This is a genomic window from Mucilaginibacter sp. OK098 (assembly GCF_900142915.1).
In the GTDB taxonomy this organism is placed as follows: domain Bacteria; phylum Bacteroidota; class Bacteroidia; order Sphingobacteriales; family Sphingobacteriaceae; genus Mucilaginibacter.
In genome coordinates this window covers 262,491-284,979 of record NZ_FRCM01000005.1, presented here as the reverse complement: position 1 = coordinate 284,979, position 22,489 = coordinate 262,491, and the positions used below count along the sequence as shown (strand labels likewise).

General features: G+C 41.7%; 19 protein-coding genes. 3 read left to right on the top strand and 16 right to left on the bottom strand.

What is annotated here, in order from left to right; translation table 11 throughout:
• Positions 1–205 precede the first annotated feature (205 nt).
• The 6 genes from BUE31_RS17960 to BUE31_RS17935 form a co-directional block, all read right to left on the bottom strand.
• Positions 206–610 carry a DUF983 domain-containing protein gene (locus tag BUE31_RS17960; protein WP_083620077.1) on the bottom strand — a complete coding sequence of 135 codons (405 nt, stop codon included), beginning with the start codon at positions 608–610 and terminating at the stop codon, positions 206–208.
• Positions 603–1,490, bottom strand: a complete 888-nt coding sequence (locus BUE31_RS17955) for an AraC family transcriptional regulator (protein WP_073405216.1) — start codon at positions 1,488–1,490, stop codon at positions 603–605. Before BUE31_RS17955 ends, BUE31_RS17960 begins: the two co-directional genes overlap by 8 nt.
• Before the next feature lie 182 nt (positions 1,491–1,672).
• Positions 1,673–3,505: an ATP-binding protein gene (locus BUE31_RS17950; RefSeq protein ID WP_073405215.1), complete on the bottom strand. Its 1,833-nt coding sequence runs from the start codon at positions 3,503–3,505 to the stop codon at positions 1,673–1,675.
• Positions 3,506–3,532: 27 nt separating this feature from the next.
• Positions 3,533–4,027 (bottom strand): VOC family protein, encoded by a 495-nt coding sequence (locus tag BUE31_RS17945; RefSeq protein WP_083620075.1) that lies wholly within the window; start codon positions 4,025–4,027, stop codon positions 3,533–3,535.
• A 106-nt stretch (positions 4,028–4,133) separates the two neighbouring features.
• A complete protein-coding gene (locus BUE31_RS17940) occupies positions 4,134–4,367 on the bottom strand; it encodes a hypothetical protein (protein ID WP_073405214.1) in 234 nt (77 codons plus the stop codon).
• A 120-nt stretch (positions 4,368–4,487) separates the two neighbouring features.
• Entirely contained in the window at positions 4,488–8,066 is a 3,579-nt protein-coding gene (locus tag BUE31_RS17935) for an NHL domain-containing protein (protein ID WP_073405213.1), read from the bottom strand.
• A 153-nt stretch (positions 8,067–8,219) separates the two neighbouring features.
• On the opposite strand from BUE31_RS17935, the gene BUE31_RS17930 reads away from it, so the two are divergent.
• Entirely contained in the window at positions 8,220–8,885 is a 666-nt protein-coding gene (locus tag BUE31_RS17930) for a Pr6Pr family membrane protein (RefSeq protein WP_073405212.1), read from the top strand.
• Positions 8,886–9,250: 365 nt separating this feature from the next.
• Here BUE31_RS17930 and BUE31_RS17925 read toward each other — a convergent pair whose 3' ends face one another.
• Together BUE31_RS17925 and BUE31_RS17920 are read right to left on the bottom strand one after the other, a co-directional pair.
• Entirely contained in the window at positions 9,251–10,117 is an 867-nt protein-coding gene (locus BUE31_RS17925; RefSeq protein ID WP_073405211.1) for a glycoside hydrolase family 16 protein, read from the bottom strand.
• Between the two features lie 303 nt (positions 10,118–10,420).
• On the bottom strand, positions 10,421–12,229 hold the full coding sequence (locus tag BUE31_RS17920) for a DUF885 family protein (protein WP_073405210.1): 1,809 nt from the start codon (positions 12,227–12,229) through the stop codon (positions 10,421–10,423).
• A gap of 240 nt (positions 12,230–12,469) precedes the next feature.
• Between BUE31_RS17920 and BUE31_RS30750 the strand changes: the two genes are divergently transcribed.
• A complete protein-coding gene (locus BUE31_RS30750) occupies positions 12,470–12,649 on the top strand; it encodes a hypothetical protein (RefSeq protein ID WP_143167170.1) in 180 nt (59 codons plus the stop codon).
• Positions 12,650–12,755: 106 nt separating this feature from the next.
• Here BUE31_RS30750 and BUE31_RS31700 read toward each other — a convergent pair whose 3' ends face one another.
• The 4 genes from BUE31_RS31700 to BUE31_RS17900 form a co-directional block, all read right to left on the bottom strand.
• Positions 12,756–13,118 (bottom strand): endonuclease domain-containing protein, encoded by a 363-nt coding sequence (locus tag BUE31_RS31700; protein ID WP_073405209.1) that lies wholly within the window; start codon positions 13,116–13,118, stop codon positions 12,756–12,758.
• A gap of 183 nt (positions 13,119–13,301) precedes the next feature.
• Positions 13,302–15,218, bottom strand: coding sequence for an alpha-amylase family glycosyl hydrolase (locus BUE31_RS17910; RefSeq protein ID WP_083620072.1), 1,917 nt, complete (start codon positions 15,216–15,218; stop codon positions 13,302–13,304).
• A 242-nt stretch (positions 15,219–15,460) separates the two neighbouring features.
• Complete coding sequence (locus BUE31_RS17905; RefSeq protein WP_073405208.1) at positions 15,461–15,829, bottom strand: response regulator; 369 nt, start codon at positions 15,827–15,829, stop codon at positions 15,461–15,463.
• Positions 15,830–15,989: 160 nt separating this feature from the next.
• Entirely contained in the window at positions 15,990–16,571 is a 582-nt protein-coding gene (locus BUE31_RS17900) for a thymidine kinase (RefSeq protein ID WP_073405207.1), read from the bottom strand.
• Positions 16,572–16,756: 185 nt separating this feature from the next.
• On the opposite strand from BUE31_RS17900, the gene BUE31_RS17895 reads away from it, so the two are divergent.
• Positions 16,757–17,815, top strand: coding sequence for a hypothetical protein (locus tag BUE31_RS17895; protein WP_073405206.1), 1,059 nt, complete (start codon positions 16,757–16,759; stop codon positions 17,813–17,815).
• A 55-nt stretch (positions 17,816–17,870) separates the two neighbouring features.
• Here BUE31_RS17895 and rodA read toward each other — a convergent pair whose 3' ends face one another.
• From rodA to mreC, 4 genes are read right to left on the bottom strand one after another with little or no spacing between them, the layout of a single operon-like run.
• The gene (rodA, locus tag BUE31_RS17890; RefSeq protein WP_073405546.1) at positions 17,871–19,133 is read right to left on the bottom strand and encodes a rod shape-determining protein RodA; all 1,263 of its coding nucleotides are present in this window, start codon (positions 19,131–19,133) and stop codon (positions 17,871–17,873) included.
• Positions 19,126–21,132: a penicillin-binding protein 2 gene (gene mrdA / locus BUE31_RS17885; protein WP_073405205.1), complete on the bottom strand. Its 2,007-nt coding sequence runs from the start codon at positions 21,130–21,132 to the stop codon at positions 19,126–19,128. The genes rodA and mrdA overlap by 8 nt, the downstream gene beginning before the upstream one ends.
• Complete coding sequence (locus BUE31_RS17880; protein ID WP_073405204.1) at positions 21,129–21,647, bottom strand: rod shape-determining protein MreD; 519 nt, start codon at positions 21,645–21,647, stop codon at positions 21,129–21,131. The genes mrdA and BUE31_RS17880 overlap by 4 nt, the downstream gene beginning before the upstream one ends.
• Complete coding sequence (gene mreC, locus BUE31_RS17875; RefSeq protein ID WP_073405203.1) at positions 21,640–22,473, bottom strand: rod shape-determining protein MreC; 834 nt, start codon at positions 22,471–22,473, stop codon at positions 21,640–21,642. Before mreC ends, BUE31_RS17880 begins: the two co-directional genes overlap by 8 nt.
• Between the last annotated feature and the right edge of the window lie 16 nt (positions 22,474–22,489).

Below are 22,489 nucleotides of genomic sequence, written 5' to 3'. Positions count from 1 at the left end.
TGTTAAAACGGAGGAAAGAAGCAAGATTGCAAGAGTCAAGAATCAAGAGGACAAGAAGCAAGAAGCAGGCTACAAGTCAAGAGGAACCAAGTAAAAAGACTTAATAGCCTACATATCCTCATACCTTTTTCATCTGCACATCCGCATATCTGCACATTCGCACATTCTTTTTATCTTGATTCTTGTCCTCTTGATTTCTTGCATCTTATTTCCCATCGCCACTCAGTTCCGGTTGGTAGTGCAAACCCGGCGTAAGCCAGTGCAACAGTATTATTCTTGAATACCTGAAATTAAATGGCGACAAGACAACACCTACCGATAATATGATAATCACATACAACCAGGGGTTACTGCTGCCTGTTAAAACATGGATGGCAACAGCCATAGTTACCATTTCGGCAACAAACATGGCGTAGCTAACCAGCATTGCCACATAAAAATAACCCGGCTCGCGTTCATAAACCATCCCGCAATGCGGACAGGTTTTATTCATTACCTGCAATTTAAAGCCGTACATTGGGGTTGCAAACATATCCCCCCTGCGGCAACGCGGACATTTGCCGTGTACTACTGCCGGCCACATTGGCAAGCCTTTTTCCTGGTTATCCATGATGATTTTGATTTAATATATTTTTTCTGAATTCTTCGGGGGTAACTCCTTCGGTCTTTTTAAAAAACTTGGTAAAATAGGAGTTATCACTAAAATTAAGCTCAAATGCAATTTCGGTAATAGTTAATTGCTGGTTGGTAAGCATCCGCTTGGCTTCCAGCATTGTGCGGTTCCTGATCAGCTCACCGGCCTGTAAACCCAGCAGGTCTTTACAAATAGCGTTTAAATGATTTGGGGTGATGTATAGCAACCCTGCATAATCTTTCGGCAGCTTAAGGTTTTTATAATGTACCTCAATAAGCTTCTGAAAGTTTTTTAATAGGGTTTGATTGTATGATGCCGGCCCTTTGTTGACCCCACCTGCACTAAAGCGGTTAATTAAAATAAATACCTGCAGCATTAAAACCCGCATCAGGTCGGTGGTTTGCATGGGCGAACTTTCCCACTCTTTAATTATTTCTTCAAACAGGTTTTTTATTTGCGGATGAAGGTCTTGGGGTAAATTAATTACAGCATCGTTAACATCACCACTAAAAAAGGGGAATTTTTCCAAATAAGAGGCATTCAATAAAAACGACTGAAAAAAGGAATCGGAAAAGTTAATGATGTATCCGTCTGTAAAACCTTCAAAGCTCCAGGAATGTACCTGGCCGGGGATCATAAAATAAATTTGATTTGGCTTTACAACAAAGTTTTCAAAATCAATGGTATGGCTGCCTGCCCCATCAGTAAAAAATACCACATGGTAAAAGGTATGCCTGTGGGCTGCATGCAGGTTTTTATGATGATTAAGATAGGGCGCAAAACGGCTTACCAATATATCATCCTGCCTAAAATCAGACAAGGTGCAAATATCATAAACCGGTGTGCTTTGTAACATGATCCAAAACTAAGTACAATATCACCATTAATAATGGTATTATTTACAAGTTTTGTGGTACTAATTAAGGAAAGATGCAAGAAGTCAGGAAGCAAGAATCAAGACGCAAGAAATTAAGAATAAAGACAATATGAACCAGGATTAAATGACTTAGCCGGCAGCATTGAAAACGCTATATCCAGTTATTTACTGCTAAGCTCTTGATTCTTGACTTCTTGATTCTTGCTTCTCAACTCTTGCTTCTCTTCAAAAGCCCATTTGTAAATAACATCTTCCAGTCGCTCAATGGTAAAAGGTTTGCTTATAAAATCGAGCATACCGGCAAGCTTGCATTTTTCCTCGTCCTCGCTTAGTACATTGGCCGTCATGGCAATAATGGGGGGACAAGTTTCCGGGTATTTGCTTAACAGGTAGCTTGCTGCTTGTAATCCATCCATTTCGGGCATCTGGATGTCCATAAAAATAAGGTCGTAGTGTTTTTTCTCAAACATGTCAATGGCTATGCGGCCATTGTCGGCAATATCAATTTCATGCCCTATCTTCTGGAAGGTTTTACGGGCAATCAGCTGGTTCATCTTGTTGTCTTCGGCAAGCAAAATATTGAGCGGACGGTATTGATAAGCCGCCTGCTTATTAACGGGTTCAACCTGGGGCATATCAATCGATACAATTTTTAAAGGAAGGCTAAAGCTAAAAACCGAACCTTCGTTCTCCCTGCTTTCGGCCCAGATCCTGCCATTCATCATTTCAACCAGCTTTTTACAGATGGATAAGCCCAGCCCAGTGCCGCCGTACTTACGTAAAGCTGTGGTATTTACCTGTGTAAATGGTTTAAACAATTGTGACAATGCTTCTTCGCTAATGCCTATGCCGGTGTCTTTAACGCTAAAAGTTACTTCCTGCACATCGCTGGTAAGGTTAACGGCAGTTATGTTGAGCGATACCGATCCTTCATCAGTAAATTTAATCGCGTTACCAATTAAGTTCACCAATATCTGCTGGATCCTGCTTTCATCCATTTTAAGGTACGCGGCAAGGTTGTTATCAATATTATAATTTAACGAAATGGTTTTTCCCGGAACCGATATGCCAGGGTAGCTTATCTCAAGTACCGTTTTTATACAATTGCGGATATCAACCGGCCTTGGATGAAGCGTGAGCTTATCGGCTTCAATTTTTGAAAGATCAAGAATATCGCTGATAATGTTGATGAGCAAATTACTGCTCGACTGCAGGGTTTGGAGCAACTCACGCTGCCCATCGTTCAAATCTGATAATGACAGCAATTGTGCGGTGCCAATAATGCCGTTTAACGGCGTGCGGATCTCGTGGCTCATGTTCGCCAAAAAGTTCGACTTGGCTACCGTTGCATCTTCGGCCCTGTCTTTAGCTGTTGATAAGGCTGTTTGTGATGATTGCAGCTCCTCGCTTTTTGCAAGTAATGAACTCTTATCTTTTTCATGGCTCCTTTTCAGGAAGCTTATCAGCAGGCCGGCCATTAAAACGTTGCTTATTGCAGATGATATAAGGTCGGCTTCTTTCTGGCCGGTGCTTTGGGGTTGTACCACCCACTGGGGAAACTGTTTTTCTAACAGATAGCAGCCATAAAACACCGCCATTAAAACACCTATATAATAAAAATGATACTGGCGTTTAAGCAGCATCATTATCAATACAATCATAAAAACGCCTATTTGGGTGCTTGAGCCTTCAATGCCACCATTAAGAAACCAACCGGGTATCAATAAAATAATACCGGTAGTAACAAAGCCCAGCGCCATGTTTTCAGTATAGCGTACATACCTGCTTCTGTAAAACATAAGCGCGCACATTCCGCATATCAGCAGCTCAATTAGTATTAAATAGAGCGAGAAACCTAATAGGAAATTGCTTATAATGCCCGCTATCATGGTAACAGTTAAAAACAAGCATACCGAATTAAAGAGCTTATTTTCAAGTGTTACAGAAGGATCATCCAACCCAACAAATTGCTTTATCTTTTTTATCACCCCCATCAATATATTGCTGTAAAACTTGTAATATTATTTAGAGTCGTTTATTTCGACCCAAAAGCCGTCCGGGTCCTGCAGATAGATCTGTTTTACACCGTCGGCCCTCAATTGTATTTTTTTAGGTTGCCCTGTCCAGTTACCGTAAGGTATGTTCATTTCATCCAGGTGATGTATAAAAGCATCCAAATTTGGAACGCTGAAACATAAATGAATTCCGATATCATGTACAGTTGTCGGGCATTCTCCCTGTATAATATGCAGGGCAAGTCCCTCGCCTATTTTTAGCCAAACGTGTACGGTATCATTAAAGGGATGGTGTATTTCCTGCAGTTGAATAACATTGCGGTAAAAATCTGCTGTTTTTTTAAGGTTTTTGGCACACAAGGCGGCATGATTAAAAACAGGCTGATTGGGATTGCTTTTACTTTGGGCATTACACAGTTGCGGCAAAGCAAATGCAAAAAATATGATCCAGAAATTGATACGGGTTAGTTTTGAAAAAGACGATTTTAAGGGAGTGCTCATTTTTAGGTTAATTTAAGGTAATAAACATAAAAAATAAATGTCACTTAAACAGCGTATAGCATGTAATTTATCAAAACCCATCAGCTAAGAGCAAAAAAGGCGGTAATTACCAGGCGAGTCTTTGAGGCATATTAAAATCTATAGAGGCAGATGTTATGGTATTATGGCGGTTCCAGTCCTCAATATCAATTAAACCAGGCATGGTTTGGTAATGATCGTCACTATTTGAACACTTAACAACATAGCCAATATCTGCTACCCGGGCTATCACCGGGCGAGAGCCGCACTCCTTACACAACTTACAATAAATTGACCCCGGTATATTCACATATCCTTTCATACATTCTTATTACGAGTACCTATGTAAAGAAGTTGCTGAAAAAATATGTTTTACAATGTATTTTTTTAATTAATAGTTACAATGCTTAAAATAGCCCGGATAACATTGAATTAAAACCATTTATCGCAAAATTGTTACATAGCCCGAAAGCGGTTTTTTGCCGTTTTTAACATCAAGTATATAATAATAAGTACCAACCGGCAAGGCGCTTCCGTTGCAGGTGCCATCCCAGGCATTCACGTACCCGGTTGATTTATAAATTACCGATCCGTAGCGGGTGAAAACCGTTATGCTGCAATTAGGATAACCATGTAATGCCGTAATGTTCCAAAAGTCATTAATACCATCGCCATTTGGTGTAAACGTATTAGGGATAACTATAACACACTGACTTATGGCGCTAAGTTTAACTATTATGGCATTTGAAGATGTGCCTGGGTTAATTAAACATTTACCTGTGCTGGTTAAAATGCAGGTAACTATATCTCCGTCGGCCAGGGTTTTACTGCTGAATATTGAACTGTTAGTACCTGCATTATTCCCGTTAACCTGCCATTGGTAGCCAGGTTTAGAATCAGGTGTATCAGGAGTTGCTTTAAATACAATTTCGGTACCTGCGCAAACGGGGCCGTTTAATGAAGATGTGATAGAAACAGCGGTTGAAACCGGTGGATCGAGCGTAAATATCGCCTCATTTGAGGTTGCTGTTGGGCTGCTTGTACAAGCAACACTGCTGGTTAGTACACATGTTATTTTATCATTATTATTTAAATTACTGCTAATAAACTCAACATTGTCAGGTCCGCTGTTCTGGCCGTTTACTTTCCACTGGTAATGTGGGGCAGGCCCACCGTTTACGAGTGTTGCAGTATAAGTTACAGCAATGCCTGAACATTCATCAAAAGTAACGGGGGATATGGTAACCGACGGTGTTACCCCGGCAATTACGGTTAATGTTTGGGGGGATGTTAATGTACCATCTGACGCGGTTATAATTGTTGTTCCGGGGCCGGTTATGTGTACTTTTCCCTGCACTATAGTGGCAACGGCCATGTTACTGCTGGTATAGGTTATTGGTGAACCACCGGTAGCTCCCGGATCAAAATCAATATCGCAAACTGTTTTATCAGGGATTGGAGCAAAGGTTATAGTTTGTGAGGCAATTACTTTAATAGTTACTATAGTGCTGCTGCTTCCACCGGCATTATAGGCCGTAACCGTATAATCAGTAGCTGGTGAAAGCGCTGTTGGAGTTCCGCTTATATTGCCCGTAGCAGCATCAAATACTAAACCGGCCGGTAAAGCTTTATCAATAGTATAACCGCTCAATGCTATTTTTCTAACAACATTGTTGGCTTTATCTGCAATAAATAAATTGCCTGCTTTATCAAAAGTCAACCCGAATATCGAATAAAACTTAGCATTCTCTTTTGGTCCGTTAACAAGTCCTGAGCCGCTTAATGATCCGGCAAAGGTTGAAATAGCACCTGATGGCGTTATTTTACGTATTGAATAGGCATCGCCTGTATAAATGTTGCCTGAAGCATCAACCGCTACCGACAAAAGTCTGGTAAAACTTGCTGAAAGGGCCTGTCCGTTACCGTTTGATGAGCCGGACTGACCTGTGCCGGCAAAGGTGCTAACATCAGCTGCCGGCGTTATTTTCCTGACCGCAGCATTGCCGTGATCAGCAACATACAAATTACCGGCAGCATCTATTGCCAGGGTCCATGGGCCAAAAAAAGATGCGTTTGCGCCATTTCCATTAACTAACACAGGGGAAAAAAATCCCCCTGCGAAAACAGATACTGTACCTGCGGGTGTAATTTTACGGATCAGACTCGCGCTTAGATCGCTGACAAAAATATTACCCGAAGCATCAATCACTATGCCTGTTGGCTGATAAAAGCTTGCCTGGTTTCTCGGGCCGTTATCTGATCCCTGCTGCCCGGTACCGGCATAAGTAGTTACCGTGGCATCGGGCGTAATTTTCCTGATCAGGTTATTGCCTGAATCTGCAACATATATATTCCCCGCGGCATCAATAGCCAACTGGCCCGGATTGTTGAATCGTGCCAGCGTTCCTATTCCATCTGCGTTGCCGGGCACTCCATTACCACCACCTGCCAAAGTAGTTACCGTGCCATCAGGAGTTACTTTCCTTATAAGGTTAAGGTTTGCGTCAGATACATATAAGTTGCCGGCATTATCCGTAACAACGCCCGCAGGCCCATTAAAACCTGTATTGGTGCCGGGGCTGCCCAGGCCGGCAAAGGTGGTTACATCTCCATACACGCCGGCAGGAACAGCACCACCAAGCTGATTAGGGCTTAATGTACTAATAGCAGTGTTTATGGTATAAGTATTTGGTGTGTGATATGTTATTTTGGGTGGTTGTACACCAGGGTTTTGAGGAACACTGCTATCCTTTACTTCGATATTTACTATGGTACTGCTGGTGCCGTCTGCATTATAAGCAGTAACCGTATAATCAGTTGCAGGAGATAGTTCAGTTGGAGTTCCGCTGATCTTACCGGTCTCAGGGTCAAAAATTAAACCAGGGGGCAAAGGTTTATCAATGGTGTAGCCTGTTAACAATAATTTTCTTATTAAATAATTAACTTCATCAGTAATATACACCTCTCCTGCTGAGTTAATAGTCAGTCCCAATGGATAGTTAAAACTCGCCGCTGTACCTATCCCATTAATGCTGCCAGGTGTGTTATTACCTGCAATTGTTGAAACAATGCCGTCAGGAGCTATTTTCCTGATTTTATTATTCTTGTAATCAGCTATATATAAATTTTGTTGAGCGTCAACAATTACTGAAGTTGGATAATTAAAGCTCGCTGAACCTGATGCGCCATCAGCCATGCCGGGTGATCCTGTTCCGACAACTATGGATACTACGCCTACAGGGGTTATTTTCCTGATCAAACTATTTTTAGTATCGGCCACATATACATTTCCAAGACCGTCAACCGCTACGCCATCAGGACTATTAAACTTTGCAGATAAAGCAGGGCCGTTTTGTATCCCGGCCGCACCGCTCCCTGCAAAGGTTGATACAACGCCAGCGGAGGTTATTTCCCTGATCATATTATTTTGTTGATCAGCCACATAAAGGTTGCCTGATGCATCAATAGCGATCCCTCCCGGATTATGAAATGTTGCTATATTAGCCGGCCCGTTAACAGCGCCTGAAGCACCGGTTCCTGCAAAAACAGATGTAATGCCGGCAGTGTTTATTTTAAATATTTTATTATCCTGAAAATCGGTTATAAACAAATTTTCCTGGTTATCTGCTACTATGCCTGATGCGGAATTAACATGTGCTATAGTAGTTACCAATGCGTTAGGTGTGATTTTTCTGATTGCCCCGCTGCCAAAATCAGTAACGTAAACAATGCCATTATTAGCAGCCACAATGCCCGATGGCAAGTTGAAACCAGCATCCGTACCCTGACTATCATAGGTAACCGGGGCACGGCCGCCTGCAAATGTACTCACCTCTCCATAAATGGTAGCAGGCACTGCTCCCCCCGAATTATTAGGGATTAAAGTAGGAATAGGTGAATTAATAGTATAAACAGGATGTGCAGGATAACTAATATTTGGCGCCTGTGCAAAAGATATATTAACATTTAAAAAGCATAAGATGAATACATAAATTATAACTACAAGTTTATTGCGGGGCATACACACTATTATATCTAAATACCGCAAAACTGTGGCATAACTAATTAGGAAAAATCAAAGAGGTTTAAAATCAAATGTCCTTACTAAAATATGTTTTTTAACGGCACTTAAATATAATGTTTTTCTGTAATTTTATTACACTAAACATTATTAATGGAAAACACAGCTGATCTTCAACAAGCCTCAAAAATAAAGTGGGCATATACCGCCTTAGTTATAATAGTTACCTGGTTTGCTCTTGTTCTTCAATTCAGTATTTCCATACCCGCATACCTGGCAGCCGGCCGCTCTCTTTGCAGTACACTTGTGCAGTTATACAGCTACTATACCATATTAAGTAACCTGCTGATGGTTGTTTGTTTAACCATAATATTAATAGCGCCAACATCGGCATTGGGGCATTTTTTCTTAAAGAGGACGGTATTAACCAGCATCGCACTTTATATTACCATTGTAGCGCTTATTTATAATATTGTATTGCGTAATCTATGGCACATGGAGGGCCTTTTTAAACTGGCCAATGAACTGCTGCATGTGGTTAACCCTATATTATTTATAATATACTGGTTTGCCTTTGTACCCAAGGCCGGCCTAAAATACAGGGATGTTTTGCCATGGTTATGGTTCCCTCTTATTTATTTTATATACGTGCTTATCCGTGGGGCCATTTCCGGAGATTACCCATACCCTTTCCTAAATGCGGAAAAATCAGGTTATGCACAGGTTATGCTTAACGCGCTTATACTTTTGCCTGTAATTTGGGGCTTGGGCGCACTGTATGTTTTAATTGCCCGTTTGATGAGCAGATCTGAAAAATAAATATCCAATAATACCTTAATTATATATAACAAAATTATCGCAGGCTTACCCAATTCTTGCTAACAATAAACCGTTACATTATCATGTTAAGCCCTTTGGCATTGTAATTGCCTTACAAGTATATCTATCTATAAATTTTTTATTATGAAAAAGTACATTTTAAGGGTTATTGCGTTGCTTATTCTGGCATCAGCTACCCTCACAAGCTGTTCGGTAGAGTACCGTCAGCGTCACGAGCATCATGAAGGAGATCATGACCATGGTCACGACGATAATGATCACCACTATCGTAATTATTAATATTAAATAACAACAAAGCCTCCAGTAATTTCAGGAGGCTTTGTTATTTATATCAGCAGTAAGTTTTAGTTAGCTGTTTTGGTAACCAGAACCCAGTCTACAACCACTTTTGCCTGACCGGCCTTTATCTTGTTAACTGTAGTATCCGAGATCCCAAAATACGGTGCTTTTACTTTGTTTACACCAGCGGGGTAACCACCGCCCACAGCAAAATTCAGGATGATGAACTTAGGGTTGTCATAAGCCCAGCGGCCATACTTTTCAACCATGGCGCGGGTTACATTGTAAGTTACCTTGCCATCCACTTTAAATACCAGGCTATCGTGCGTCCAATCAACCGAGTACACATGCCATTGGGTAACATCGGTACCTGCCGGAAAAAAGGCCCGGTAAGCTAAAGGGGTATTACCAAAATAACCCGGACCATGTAAAGCATTGCTTGTCCAGCTGCTGTCGCCAACGGTTTCCATCATATCAATTTCGCCACAATCGGGCCATTTGCCGTTACCTAAAGCCCAAAATGCAGGCCATAAACCTGCTCCGGCGGCCATTTTCATGCGGGCAGATGCAGTACCATAAGTAAACTCCATTTTATGCTGCGTGTTTATCCGGCCCGAAAGGAAATCATACTTTTTATTTTTATTACTTATATAACCCGGATGATAAACAGCTTTAAGCACCATGACATTCTTTGCCCCATCTGAACCTGCGTTGTTTAATAAATAAATGGTCGAGGCCGAATCTACATAAGCTTGTTGCTCATCATTAACGGTATTGCCCGTAACCTCAACATTCCATTTTGTACGGTCGAGGGCTTTTTGATTAAAATCTTCAAAGAAAACTGTATCAGCTTTTTTTGGCTGATTTTGCTGTGCTGCAGCAGCAGTAATAGTAAATACAGCAACTAAGGCTGTAAGATGTAAGCGTTTCATGTGGTTTAATTAGTTGGATAAAAATAGGATTATTTGTTAAAACTATTTCAACGCGGTTTTTTGAGATTAAAGGTTGAGGTTGCTTTGTTCTCTACAACGATGCTTCGGCGGCGCTTCAGTTGTTCTGTATTACTGTATTGCCCAATATGATAATATCATTTTGAACCATGATTCACTTGATTTAAGGATTACCTGATCTTATCTGGTGGCAATTCATCAAGCCAATCCTTAAATCAAGTAAATCATGGTTCAGACAACTTACCGCCAAACAAAACCTAATCTCTAACCTCCAGTCTCTAATCTCTATTTACCAAAATCATAAAACTTCCACTGTGTTGTAAAATCACGGGTTAATGCCTGGTTTGTTAAGGTGGCGCGCACCATTTCAATAGGCATGGCGTTTTCTTTCATTACAGCATCATGAAATTGTTTATAGGTCATTTTGCCGCCGTCAACCAGCTCACGTTTAAGGCTCATTAGCTGCAGGCCACCAGTTAAGTAGGCCACCTGGTAAAGCGGACTATACCCACCTGTAAACGACCGCCGTACTTCACCCTCGGCATTGGCGCGTTCATGGCCTACACGGTCAACAAGGAAGTCTATACATTGCTGCGGTGTCCAGTTGCCGAGGTGGTAGTTTAGTGAGAAGATGATGCGTGCGCAGCGGTGCATGCGCCAAAACAGCATCCCTATACGCTCCTCAGGTGTTTTGGCAAAGCCCTGATCATATAGCAGCAATTCCCAGTATAAACTCCACCCTTCAATCCAAAATGGGGTATAAAACATATTACGGTACGGTTTATAGCGACTGTTCATAAAGTATTGCAGGTTATGGCCTGGCAATAGCTCATGTTGCACGGTACCGCGGGAGAAGTAAGGATTGTTACCCCGCATGCTCATCAGCTTATCAGCCTCGTCCATCGTATTGGTTGGGTAGCTGATGATGATTTCGCTGCCACCCAAAAAGAAAGGGTTAACCAGCTGCCGCTCAGGTGTCATCATCGTCATTCCCCAGGTTTCTTCGGCAAGCGGTGGTATGGATATCAGATCATGTCCTTTTATAAAAGTAAGCGCATCGTTATATAGTTTCAGGATCTCTTCGGGTTGTTTGCCTGCGGGTACATAGCTGTTCTTCACTTTCTCCAGGGCCTTGTGCCAGTCATCGCCAAAGCCCATTTCGTTGCTTGCCTTCAGCATTTCCTTATCGCAAAAAGCAAACTCTTTGTTGGCCAGCTTTATCAGCTCTTCGGGCGAGTAAGGGATCATTTCGGCCTTTAGCTGGCGCAGCAATTCATCATGCCCAACGGGTACCCCTTTTATGCCGCTGCTATCTGGCTTTTGGGTGGTATTTATTTTGCCTTTATCCATTATCAGGGTGGCGTATTTGTTTAGCGCAGTATCAAGCTTTTGATAGGGCTTTGGCGCCCACCAGGTAAAGGCAGGGTCATAACCTATGTAAAAATCATAAAAGCTTTTAAGGCGACTTTTTAAACCAAGCACAGCCGCTTTCCCCTTCCGGGCAAGAGGCATATCTAATGACTTAACTGCATCAAACGATGTTTGCGATGCTTTTACCGCCTTTAAAATATTGTTAAGCTGCAGGGCAACTTCCTGTCCGTCCATGGAGATCCCACGGCGGCGTTTCTTTTCAAGCTGGTAAATCTCATCTGCAAAAGGAATGTAGGTGGTTATTTTATTGTATTCGTCCTCATCAAGCTTTATAGCGCCAAGGTCAAAGGTGATCTGTTTTTTTAGCAGGGTATAATCTACCTTGCCGTAAATGCTCATGCTTTCAAAATCGGTTTGCTTTAGTTTTTCAAGATAATCGTTGCCAATCTCTGTTAAACGCTTCCGTTCTTCGGGCGAGGTTTGTACCGATTGATTTTCGTAGCCGTCAATAGCGGTATAGGGCGAATAAAAATCGCGGATGGCATTCATATCCTGTCCGTATTGAATGATTAATCCTGATACTTCACTGGCTTGTTCATACAAAGGTGATTTTGCCGGGATTGCTTGTGCTGACAGCTTGTCAATCGAACCCAAAAAAAGAAAACAGATGATAACGGGCTTTAATAAACCTTTGAAACTTGCGGACAGTTTTTTACAGAACATTTGGCTACAGGATTAAGTTTTACAGGTGAAAGATAGGACAATTTAACGCACGATAAAAATAGGCGGGTTAAGAGAAGTTTAGTAACTATAAATTGGCAGGTTGTAGCGGGATTTTAGCAAGGAGGAGGCATGGTCCATGGTTGATGGTCAATAGTCCATGGTGGGAAGTATGATTAGCAGGAAGAAATCATTAGGAATGAAGAATCTTCTTCATTTTAAAAAAGGAAGAGGGAATTATTTTTGAAAAAAAATGTAAATTTGAATATGGGTAAAGTCAAGTCAGAAAAAATCAATTATGCAATTCCGGGGGACGCCATGTCTCAAAAGGAATTTGAAGAAATGATAAAAAAAGCGGAGGATGGTCCATTTCATACCATTCAAAAGGTTAAAACTGAATTGGCAAAATGGAAGGCCAAATAATTGCATTAGCGTTAACGTCGCTTCCATAGTTTACTCACCCGGTCGACGCTTCGCTGGAACTTCCCTCTCTTCCGCAAGCGGTAAAGAGGGAAAGGAAAATACTTTTTCAAACAACTAAATTCTCTTTTATAGTATTTAATACTTTTTGTGTTTCGTTAAGTATTTGTAGATTATCAAACCTGAGTATTCGCAAACCCAATGCAATTAACACTTCTTCCCGATTTTTGTCGTATTCTCTTTTAAATTGATGAATTGGCCCATCGGCTTCAATTACGAGCCGGACTTTATGACAATAAAAATCCAGAATATAATATAACTTTTTACCAAATGCCGATTCGACGTAAATTGGGTATTGCCTTAAAAATTTATGCTTGAATAGTTTCCTGTTCCTGAGATTGTACCATAAAACTTTTTCAGCAGGAGTTTCCCGTTGCCTTAATTCACGGCATACTTCAATTATAGTTGGCATGTCGTAAGGTAAAAAATATTTCTTTTTTTCCCTCTTTACGCACCAGCGAGGAGAGGGAGGTCCAGCGAAGCGTCGACCGGGTGAGTAAACTCTGCGCGCGATATCACCACCGGGTAACAAAAAGCCGGATGTTACTCAATTGAATAAGCACCCGGCTGTAAACTCCCATTGTTTAGTTTTTTATTAATGCAGCGCTGTTTTGCTGTATAAATGGTACTCACCCGGTGCAAGTGTCATATTATAAGCTAACGAAGTTACATTAATGGTGGCGCCGGTAAAGTTGTCTGTCCAAGTACCCGTTGCCGGGAAAGTTATGGCAGCCGTATTTGTAGCCACGCCAAAGTTCCCCACCACTTCAATAGTGTTTGATGCGTCCGTCATCTGGATGGTTTTTACTGCGCCGTTTAAGCTGTATTTAAAAGTGGTGCTGGTAAATACCGGGTTGTTTATTTTCCACTTAATCATCTGTGAATAAACTTTAAATAAATGCCTGCGATTGGCATCGTTCATATATTCCCAATGAGGGTCCTTATCGCCAAGACGCCCGCCATCATTTATGCTGATGTCATAGCCGCGCTCACCAAATTGCCAAAGCATTTTAGGGCCAGGCGATGAGAACATAAAGGCTGCGCCCATTTCATCACGCGCTAAACCTGTTGCCAGATCTTTAACACTGTAGCTGCCGTTCACATTGCCATACATGCCATTTTTAAATTGAAGGCGTTCTTCATCATGACTTTCAAAATATGCCACCAATGCATATGGGTTTGTAAAACCGTAACCATCATAAAACAAGCCCGAGATATCCCATGATCCGCCGGCATCGTTATAGCTCATTAAAGCCTGCTCTGCCGGGGTGCTCAGGTTTGTCCAGGTCATCATGCCTTCATTAGCAAGTTCATTTTCTTCCTGGTTACCTGCAAAGTATTCCAGTATTACGTAAAATTTGGGGTCGATGCTTTTTATATAGTTATTATAATCCTTCCAGATGGCAACCCGGCTGGCATCATAATTACCCCAGGCGGCAACATCGCTACCGCTGTTGGTTTGGGTAAAGCCTTTGGCAAGGTCAAAACGGAACCCATCAATTTTATATTCAGTCATCCAGAATTTCAGCACATTTTTAACAAAGTATTTGGTTACCGCGCTTTCGTGGTTAAACTGGTAGCCCACATTGTAAGGGTGTGTAGGCGTTGTGTTATACCATGGATTATTTGCCGGTACTCCCCCGCTCGAATACAACTGTACCATTGGCGATGAACCAAACGAGTGGTTAAGCACAATATCCTGTATTACGGCAATGCCTTTGGAGTGGCAGGCGTCAATAAGCGCTTTCAGGTCGTTTTTTGTACCGTAATATTTATCAGGCGCAAAGTAATAATTGGGGTTATATCCCCATGAATCGTTGCCTTCAAACTCACTTACCGGCATCAGCTCAATGGCGTTAACACCAAGGCGGGCAATATAATTCAGGGTATCTTTTATAGTTTTATAGCTGTGGGTTTTTACAAAATCGCGTACAAGCAGTTCATATACCACCATGTTTTTAGGATCAGGACGGGTAAAGGTGGTAGTTGTCCAGCTGTATGCCGGTTGAACAGGCTGCATTACGCTTACAATCCCGGTAGTTTTACCTATCGGATATGCTTTCAGGTTTGGATAAATGGATGCATCAATATATTTGTCATTATCCGGGTCAAGCACCTTTTCGCAATAAGGGTCACCTATCTTAAACGAATTATCAACGTAATACTGGTAAGCATATTCAGTATTAGGGTCAAGGTTATCTACCTGGATCCACCAGCGGCTGCCATCGATAGAGTTGGTCATGGCATATTTAGTATCCGTGGTTGTCCAATTGTTGAAATCGCCGATTAGGGTCACTGACTTTTTATTAGGCGCATACAAATTAAAAATGGCCGACTTACCACCGTTAATAAAAGTAACCCCATCACCGGCTCCTGCCGGTACATCCTTTGCTGTCGGATTAGGATCGGGAACGTTCCCGGAACCTTTGCCAGTTGAAGGTGTTTTTGAGCATGAAATAGCACCTGCCAGCAAAAGGCAGGCAAGCAATAAGTACAAATTCCTGATTTTCATTTATCTTTTCTGTTAAAATTGGTGCTTAAAGGTAAGTTTTTTTATTAAAAAAGTTGTAAAGGTTACAAAAGTCGCAAAGGTTGTAGTAGTTAATTTATATCAGTTTTCAATAATTACAACTTAACCAGGTTATAAGTATTATAGAAGTCAAGGGGCGTAGTGATTAATTTATATTGGTTTTCAACAATTACAACTTTTACAACAACTACAACCCTTAAAACCTTTCAACAACAACAACCTCTTCAAGAAACAAACTTCTTCACCATGTCTACCAGCGCATCCATATCAAATGGTTTTTTAAGGTACGAGTCGGCAAGTCCGTCTTCGGCAATCTGTTTTATATTGCTCACCGCCGAAATAATGATGACCGGGATATGCTTTGTTTTGGGGTTTGTTTTTAGTTCCTTGCTCAGTTGTTGTCCGGAGGCATCGCTTTTCCATTCGGTTAACCAGTTATCCATCAGGATCAGGTCGGGCTTATGATCATTTACATTCCTCAGAATTTTGGAGTCGCCTGATGAGATCACTTCATACTCCTGCTCTTCCAGTATATAAACAATGGTATCCCTAATGTCTTTATCATCTTCAATAACCATTACCTTTTTGGCCATAACCTTTCAAGCTCCTTTGTTACTATATAACAATCAGGAGGATAGGTTTTGTTTTAGGTTGATGATTTTATTTTTTTGGGGGATATTCTGTAACGTGTAACGGTGTAAGGATAAACTTTTTCTTGTATCACCTGTATCACTCCCGGGCGATACAGAACAGCTATTTAAGCTCCGGATCATTATAGCAAATCCGGCACCTGGGCTCATAGCTTTCTTTTTCGCCCAGCATTATCTTGTTTTCATCGGGCACCAACCGGTATGAATATAAGGCAGGACTACCGCATCTAACGCATACGGCATGCAGCTTTGTCACTGATTCTGCCATGGCCATTATGGCGGGCATCGGGCCAAAAGGGCGGCCTTTAAAATCCATATCCAAACCGGCAACAATTACCCGCACCCCCTTGTTGGCAAGTATGTTACATACATCAGGCAATTCCGCATCAAAAAACTGGGCTTCATCAATGCCTATCACATGCACATCGCTGCCCAGCAATAAAATGGATGATGCATTCTCTACCGGGGTTGAAGGAATGGAGATTGAGCTGTGCGAAACAAGCGCATTCTCCTCATACCGGGTATCTGCCTTCGGACTAAAGATCTCTACCTTTAACCTGGCTATTTTGGCCCGGTTAAGGCGGCGGATCAGTTCCTCCGTTTTACCCGAAAACATGGAGCCGCAAACCACCTCGATACTTCCGCCCAATTCATTTCTTCGCTTAAACACATCTTCAATAAACACTTAATCGCTGATTTTAATAATTTGTGGATGATGCTAAAAGCCGAAAGCAAAAAGCTCAAAGCACTTACTTTTTACTTTGGTATTTTGCTTAGATCTTTCTGCTTTTAGCTTTAGTCTTTCTGCTTAACGCCCCAAATATCAGAATTTAATCTTATTTTTGATTGGCATTTTCCCAACATTGATCCATGAAGCAAAAGGAAGTATTTAAAAAGATAGGTGGCATTATACAGGAGCTGAGTGAACAATATGAATACCTGGAAACAGTATCAGATAATTTGAATGACCTGGAACTTGAACTTTTTGTTGCCAACGCCCATTTTTTAACAGATCATATTGAAGTATTAAGCAAGCTGAACCTGCAAAATAAACCTAGACGACCCGTTATTGAAAAAACGGAAACTACTTACCAGCAAAAATTCTTTGAGCCGGTTGTTCAGCAAATGAAACCCGGTGTTGATTTAAGGGGGCTAAAACCATCCAGGGTCACCGTAAAACCTGTTGAGGTTGAAGTTACAAACAAGCAGCCCGAACCGGAAACACAGGAAGAAAAACCTGCAAATGAGACAAAACAGCCAGAGGAACATATTACACCACAGTTTGATTTTACTTCGCAAGTACCTGAAGATACCTATTCATTTATACGGGAGGAACCTGAAACCATAAGGCATGAATTAGTTTTGGATGAAGCCGAAACCTGGGAGGATGATGAAGATGGAGAAGTGGCGGTTGAAGAAAAAAAGGAAGATAACGCTAAAAAAGAGGAAGCTGAAATACCTGTAATAGCTGAAGAAGCTGATACCTTGCCAAAGGCGGAGAAAGCAGAAGAAACAACTATTGAAGAAGTAAAGCCAGGGGAAGCACAGCCAGGTAGCGGTAAAACTGAAGAAGAACCAACAAGTACAGCGCCTGTTAAAGAGGAAGAAGCGGAGGTTGTTACCCGGAATCAAAAGATGTCCTCGCAGCAGGGGGATAAAGCCGCCTCAAAGAGTGATCAGTTAAGTATAAAGCCCATCAGTGATATTAAGCTGGCTATAACTTTGAACGATAAGCTGCTTTATGTAAAAGACCTGTTTAATGGTTATAACCTTGCCTACAGCGAAGCTATAGAGATACTGAACCGCTTCAATACGTTTGAAGAAGCCCAGCGCTTTCTAAAAACCAATTACGTAACCAAAAATAATTGGGAAGGTAAACAGGCTACTGCCGATAAGTTTTATGCGTTGTTGAAGAGAAGATACGCTTGATTAAAGCATAAAGCTGAAAGGTAAAAGCTTTATGCTTTGGTCTTTTAGCTTTCAGCTAAACAATCCCCATCCTGTTTGAATCAAGTTTAAGGAGTACAAACAACAATATTGTAAAGCTTAGTAACGATGACCCACCGTAACTGATAAATGGCAAGGGGATGCCTATTACGGGGACCAGCCCAATGGTCATCCCGATATTGATCATTACGTGAAAGAATATAACCGAAGCTACCCCATAGCCATAAATTCGGGAGAATGGCGATCGCTGTCGTTCGGCTATCAGGATAAGGCGCAGCACCAGGAATAAATAAAGCCCTATCACAGTTAATGAGCCGGCAAAACCCCACTCCTCACCTACGGTACAAAAGATAAAATCGGTACTTTGCTCGGGTACAAATGAATACTTGGTTTGTGTGCCTTTTAAATAACCCTTCCCCCACATTTTACCGGAACCAATAGCAATTTTTGATTGATTAAGGTTATAACCCTTTCCTCTCAAATCGCTCTTGATGCCTAATATAATATCAATTCTTACCTTTTGATGCGGCTTTAAAACGTTGTTGTATATAAATTTAACGCTAAACACAAATACAACACAAATCGCCAGGCCGGTAAGCATGGTGTAAACCACCTTTTTATTACGCCTTAATAAACCAATAACGGCCAGCGTTATCACAACAATAACCCCTATCACCAAAAGTGGCGGAAACAAAATTGAAGTTACAAACAAGGCTATGAACAACGCTCCTATTATCAAAAAGTAAGGCGAAAGCCCCTCACGGTACAACACAAAGACCATTGATAAAAACACCAGGGTAGAACCCATATCGGGTTGCATCATTATCAGGAACATTGGCAGGCCAATAATTGCCGCCGCTATGGCGAATGCTTTTGGCTCGGTAACGCGGATATTGGGACCGCTTAAATAACGGGCCAGCAATAAACAAGTGGAGAATTTCGCAAACTCCGAAGGCTGTAGCCTAAAGCCGCCGCCAATATTTATCCAGGCCTGGTTACCGCCTACATTTCTTCCCACCACCAAAACAATGGCCAGCAATAGTAATGTTATTATGTAAAATGCCGGCGCCAATGCTGTAATAAACCGACTTTCCAGCAGTAATATAACCCCACCAACTATTACCGAAACTACAATAAATGTAAACTGCTTGCCATAATTGGTATGCGCATCAATAATGCTGGGGTAGCGCTCATCAAACACTGCGGCATGAATATTAAACCAGCCAATGGTGCAAAGGGCCAGGAATATAAATACTGTAACCCAATCAACATTAAAAAAGAAGCTGCGCTGGTTATTTATCATCTTTCCCCTTCGGTAAAACGGCTAAAAGCCTGGTTGACGAATCTTTTTTGTTTTGACGGGATGCACCTTTTAAGCCTTTGACAGGTTTCTTCAATGAATCTGCCTTTAGTTTTTTAGCGGTATCTTTTGGCAGTACCTTTTTTCTGAAACGGCTATAATAAAGCGCTGAATCAGGCAGCCGGTTGGCATTGGCAAAATACTCAACAGTTATCCCCGATTCACGCTGAGAGATGCTTCCCTTTAAATATTTTTCAACTATAAAGCTGGCTATAGGAGCTGCCCAGTGGGCGCCTTCACCTGAGTTCTCAACTACCACAGCAATGGCAATTTTAGGATTTTCCCTTGGCGCAAATGCTACGAATACCGAGTGCGCCTCGCCACCAGGGTTTTGCGCGGTCCCTGTTTTTCCGCACATGATAATGCCGGGGATTTTTGAATGATTACCCGTACCATGTTCAACCACCGCCTGCATCCCGTTTATAACCGGTTCAAAATACCCTGAATCTATCCCTACATAATTTCTTACGGTGTATTCTTTCTTGATAACATTTTGCACCCCAATAGCCTTTACCAAATGCGGCTTGTAGTAATAGCCGTGATTTGCAATGGTGCACTCCAGGTTGGCCATTTGCAAAGGTGTGGCGAGCAGTTCGCCCTGGCCAATAGCAAGCGGAATGATGGTGCTTGAGCGCCATCCTCCTTTTCTATAAATATTATCGTAATATAACGGGGTGGGTACGTTGCCCCTGCTCTCACCGGGCACGTCAAGGTCAAGCCGGTTACCTAACCCAAATTTCTTCACATTATTGCGCCAGTTGGTATAACTTGCTTCTGTTTGTTTGATACCATTATGATCAATGATCTTTTGAAAAACCATTGAAAAATACCCGTTACATGATTCCGCCACTGCGCTGCTCATGTTCACCAAACCGTGTGCCTCCCCGTTATTACATTTCACCCTCCTGTTACCTGCCTGGTAATAACCCGGGCAATAATATGTAGTTTGAGGCGTAATGATCCCTTCCTGTAAGGCAATCAACGCACTTAGTGGTTTAAAAGATGAGCCCGGCGGATATTTAGCTTGTACTGGCCTTATAAAAAACGGGTTATAAACATCGGCGTACATTTTTGCGGCATTGTTTCCGCGTTCACGGCCAACCATCAGGTTTGGGTTGTAGGTAGGGCTGCTTACATAGCAAAGTATTTCGCCGGTTGATGGCTCAATAGCAACAATACTGCCCACCTTATTTTGCATCAGCCTTTCGCCAAGCTTTTGGATGTTCAACTCCAATGATGAGGTTAAACGCTGGCCTGGTACTGCTGCAGTATCGTACAGTCCGTTGGCAAATTTCCCTTTCAGTGTACCGCGCGAATCAACCATTTGGTTATTAACGCCCCGCTGACCACGCAACACGTTCTCGTATGATTTTTCAACGCCCGTTACGCCAATAAAGTCGCCGGGGTGATAATAACCGTTTGAACGTTTAATATCATTATCCTGTACCTCGCCGATATACCCCAGGAATTGCGCTGCAACCGAATCAGGGTAGTTTCGCAGGTACCTGGTTATAGCTGAAAAGCCGGGAAATTCAGAAAGCCGTTCAGATACCGAAGCATAGGTTTGCGCCGTAAGTTGTTTTTCAAAAACTGATTTAAGCACAGGTGAGTATTTCCATGCTTTTATCCAGCGTTTATTAAAACCATCCCTGTCAATTCCCAAAAGCTTGCAAAATTCTACGGTATCAAATGGCTTAACCTCCCGGGGTGCTATCATGATATCGTAAAATGGCTCATTTTGCACAAGGATCTTCCCGTTACGATCTAAGATAGGGCCGCGGGCCGGATATACTATGGTTTGCCTTAAAACATTTTTACCTGCGTAAATGGCATATTTAGGGTCAACGATCTGGATATAGAACAGCCGGGCCAGCAGTATAATAATTATGGTTATAAAAATTCCGGCTATAATGTAGCGCCGCTCAAAAAAACTGTTCATTTACGCTCTTTCCTCTTGAAAAATAATAAACCCGAAATTAACATTAAAAACACGGTAAATAATGAACTCAATAAAATGCGGCTTATTGTAAATTCAATTTGTGAAAGGCTAAAAGCTTCGAGGTTGAAGAGGAAAAAGTGATGAACAAGGGTGAGCACAATAGAATAGGTTAAGAACCACCTGAAACCCATTATGCTTAATGTAGGTTCGGGCTCGTTATCAAAACCATCCTTTTGAACAGTTATGCTGATGAATAAAATCCGTACAAAGGCAAGCACAATACAAGCTGCTGCATGCAGGCCAGGTGTATCATAAAATGCGTCAATAGTAATGCCCAGGATGAACGCCAGCGCAAAAAGCAAAATGTTCGGCACCTCAAAAGGAAGCAACAGTATAAACAGGATATACAAATAAGGTGTGGAAAGATTGTAGACGTTGATGTTCTTCAACAAAAAAACCTGGATAAACACCAATACGATAAACCTCAGAAAATTGATTATAATGCTCTTACTCATCCTTTTTTTGCTGAGCCTCCAGTCCCGTTTGCTCGGCGGCAAATTTATTGACAATTACATACACATATTGCAGCTTGGTAAAATCAACAGCAAGCGCTACATCCATATTTAAGGAAACGCCGCCACCCTTAGTTTTCAGGCTGCTGATGGTACCGATTGGGATACCTACCGGAAATAACGAATAACCGGAGGTTACCACCTTTTCGCCAACCTTTGGCACTGCGTTATTTGATACATCCTTTAGTAAACCCATATGCGGATCAAGATTGTCTCCCCATTGCATGGAACCGATCTCCTTATTATTGGCCAGCATAGCACTAAATTGTGAAGCCTTATGCAGTAGCGACTGAATCACCGAAAAATGGTCAGATACCAGAACCACTTTCCCTACAAGCCCCGAATTACTTATCACCCCCATCCCTATAGAAACTCCCTGTTTACTGCCCCGGTTTATGGTGAGATAGTTATTTGCCCTGTTGGTTGAATTATTGATAACCCGCGCTACAATATACTCATACTGCTGCTTGTAAACGGTATCAGTAACCTTATGTTTATTTAAAGTATCAGCATATAAAGATGATTTAAGCTGATTACGCAGCCGGGCATTCTCCCTGGCAAGACTATCATTATTATCCTTTAATGATAAGTAGCTTTTAAACTCACTGATGCGGACATACAAGTTCCCGGTAACTTCATTTGATGAATTAATAAAACTAGCTTTTTGAAAAGAGTTGTATTTTATGTAGATGAGCAGCGCAGAAACTTCAAAAATAATGAACAAAAAGAATGCGTTATACTTAGTGATAAATATCAGGAGATTGCGCATTTGTTAGAGATTAGTT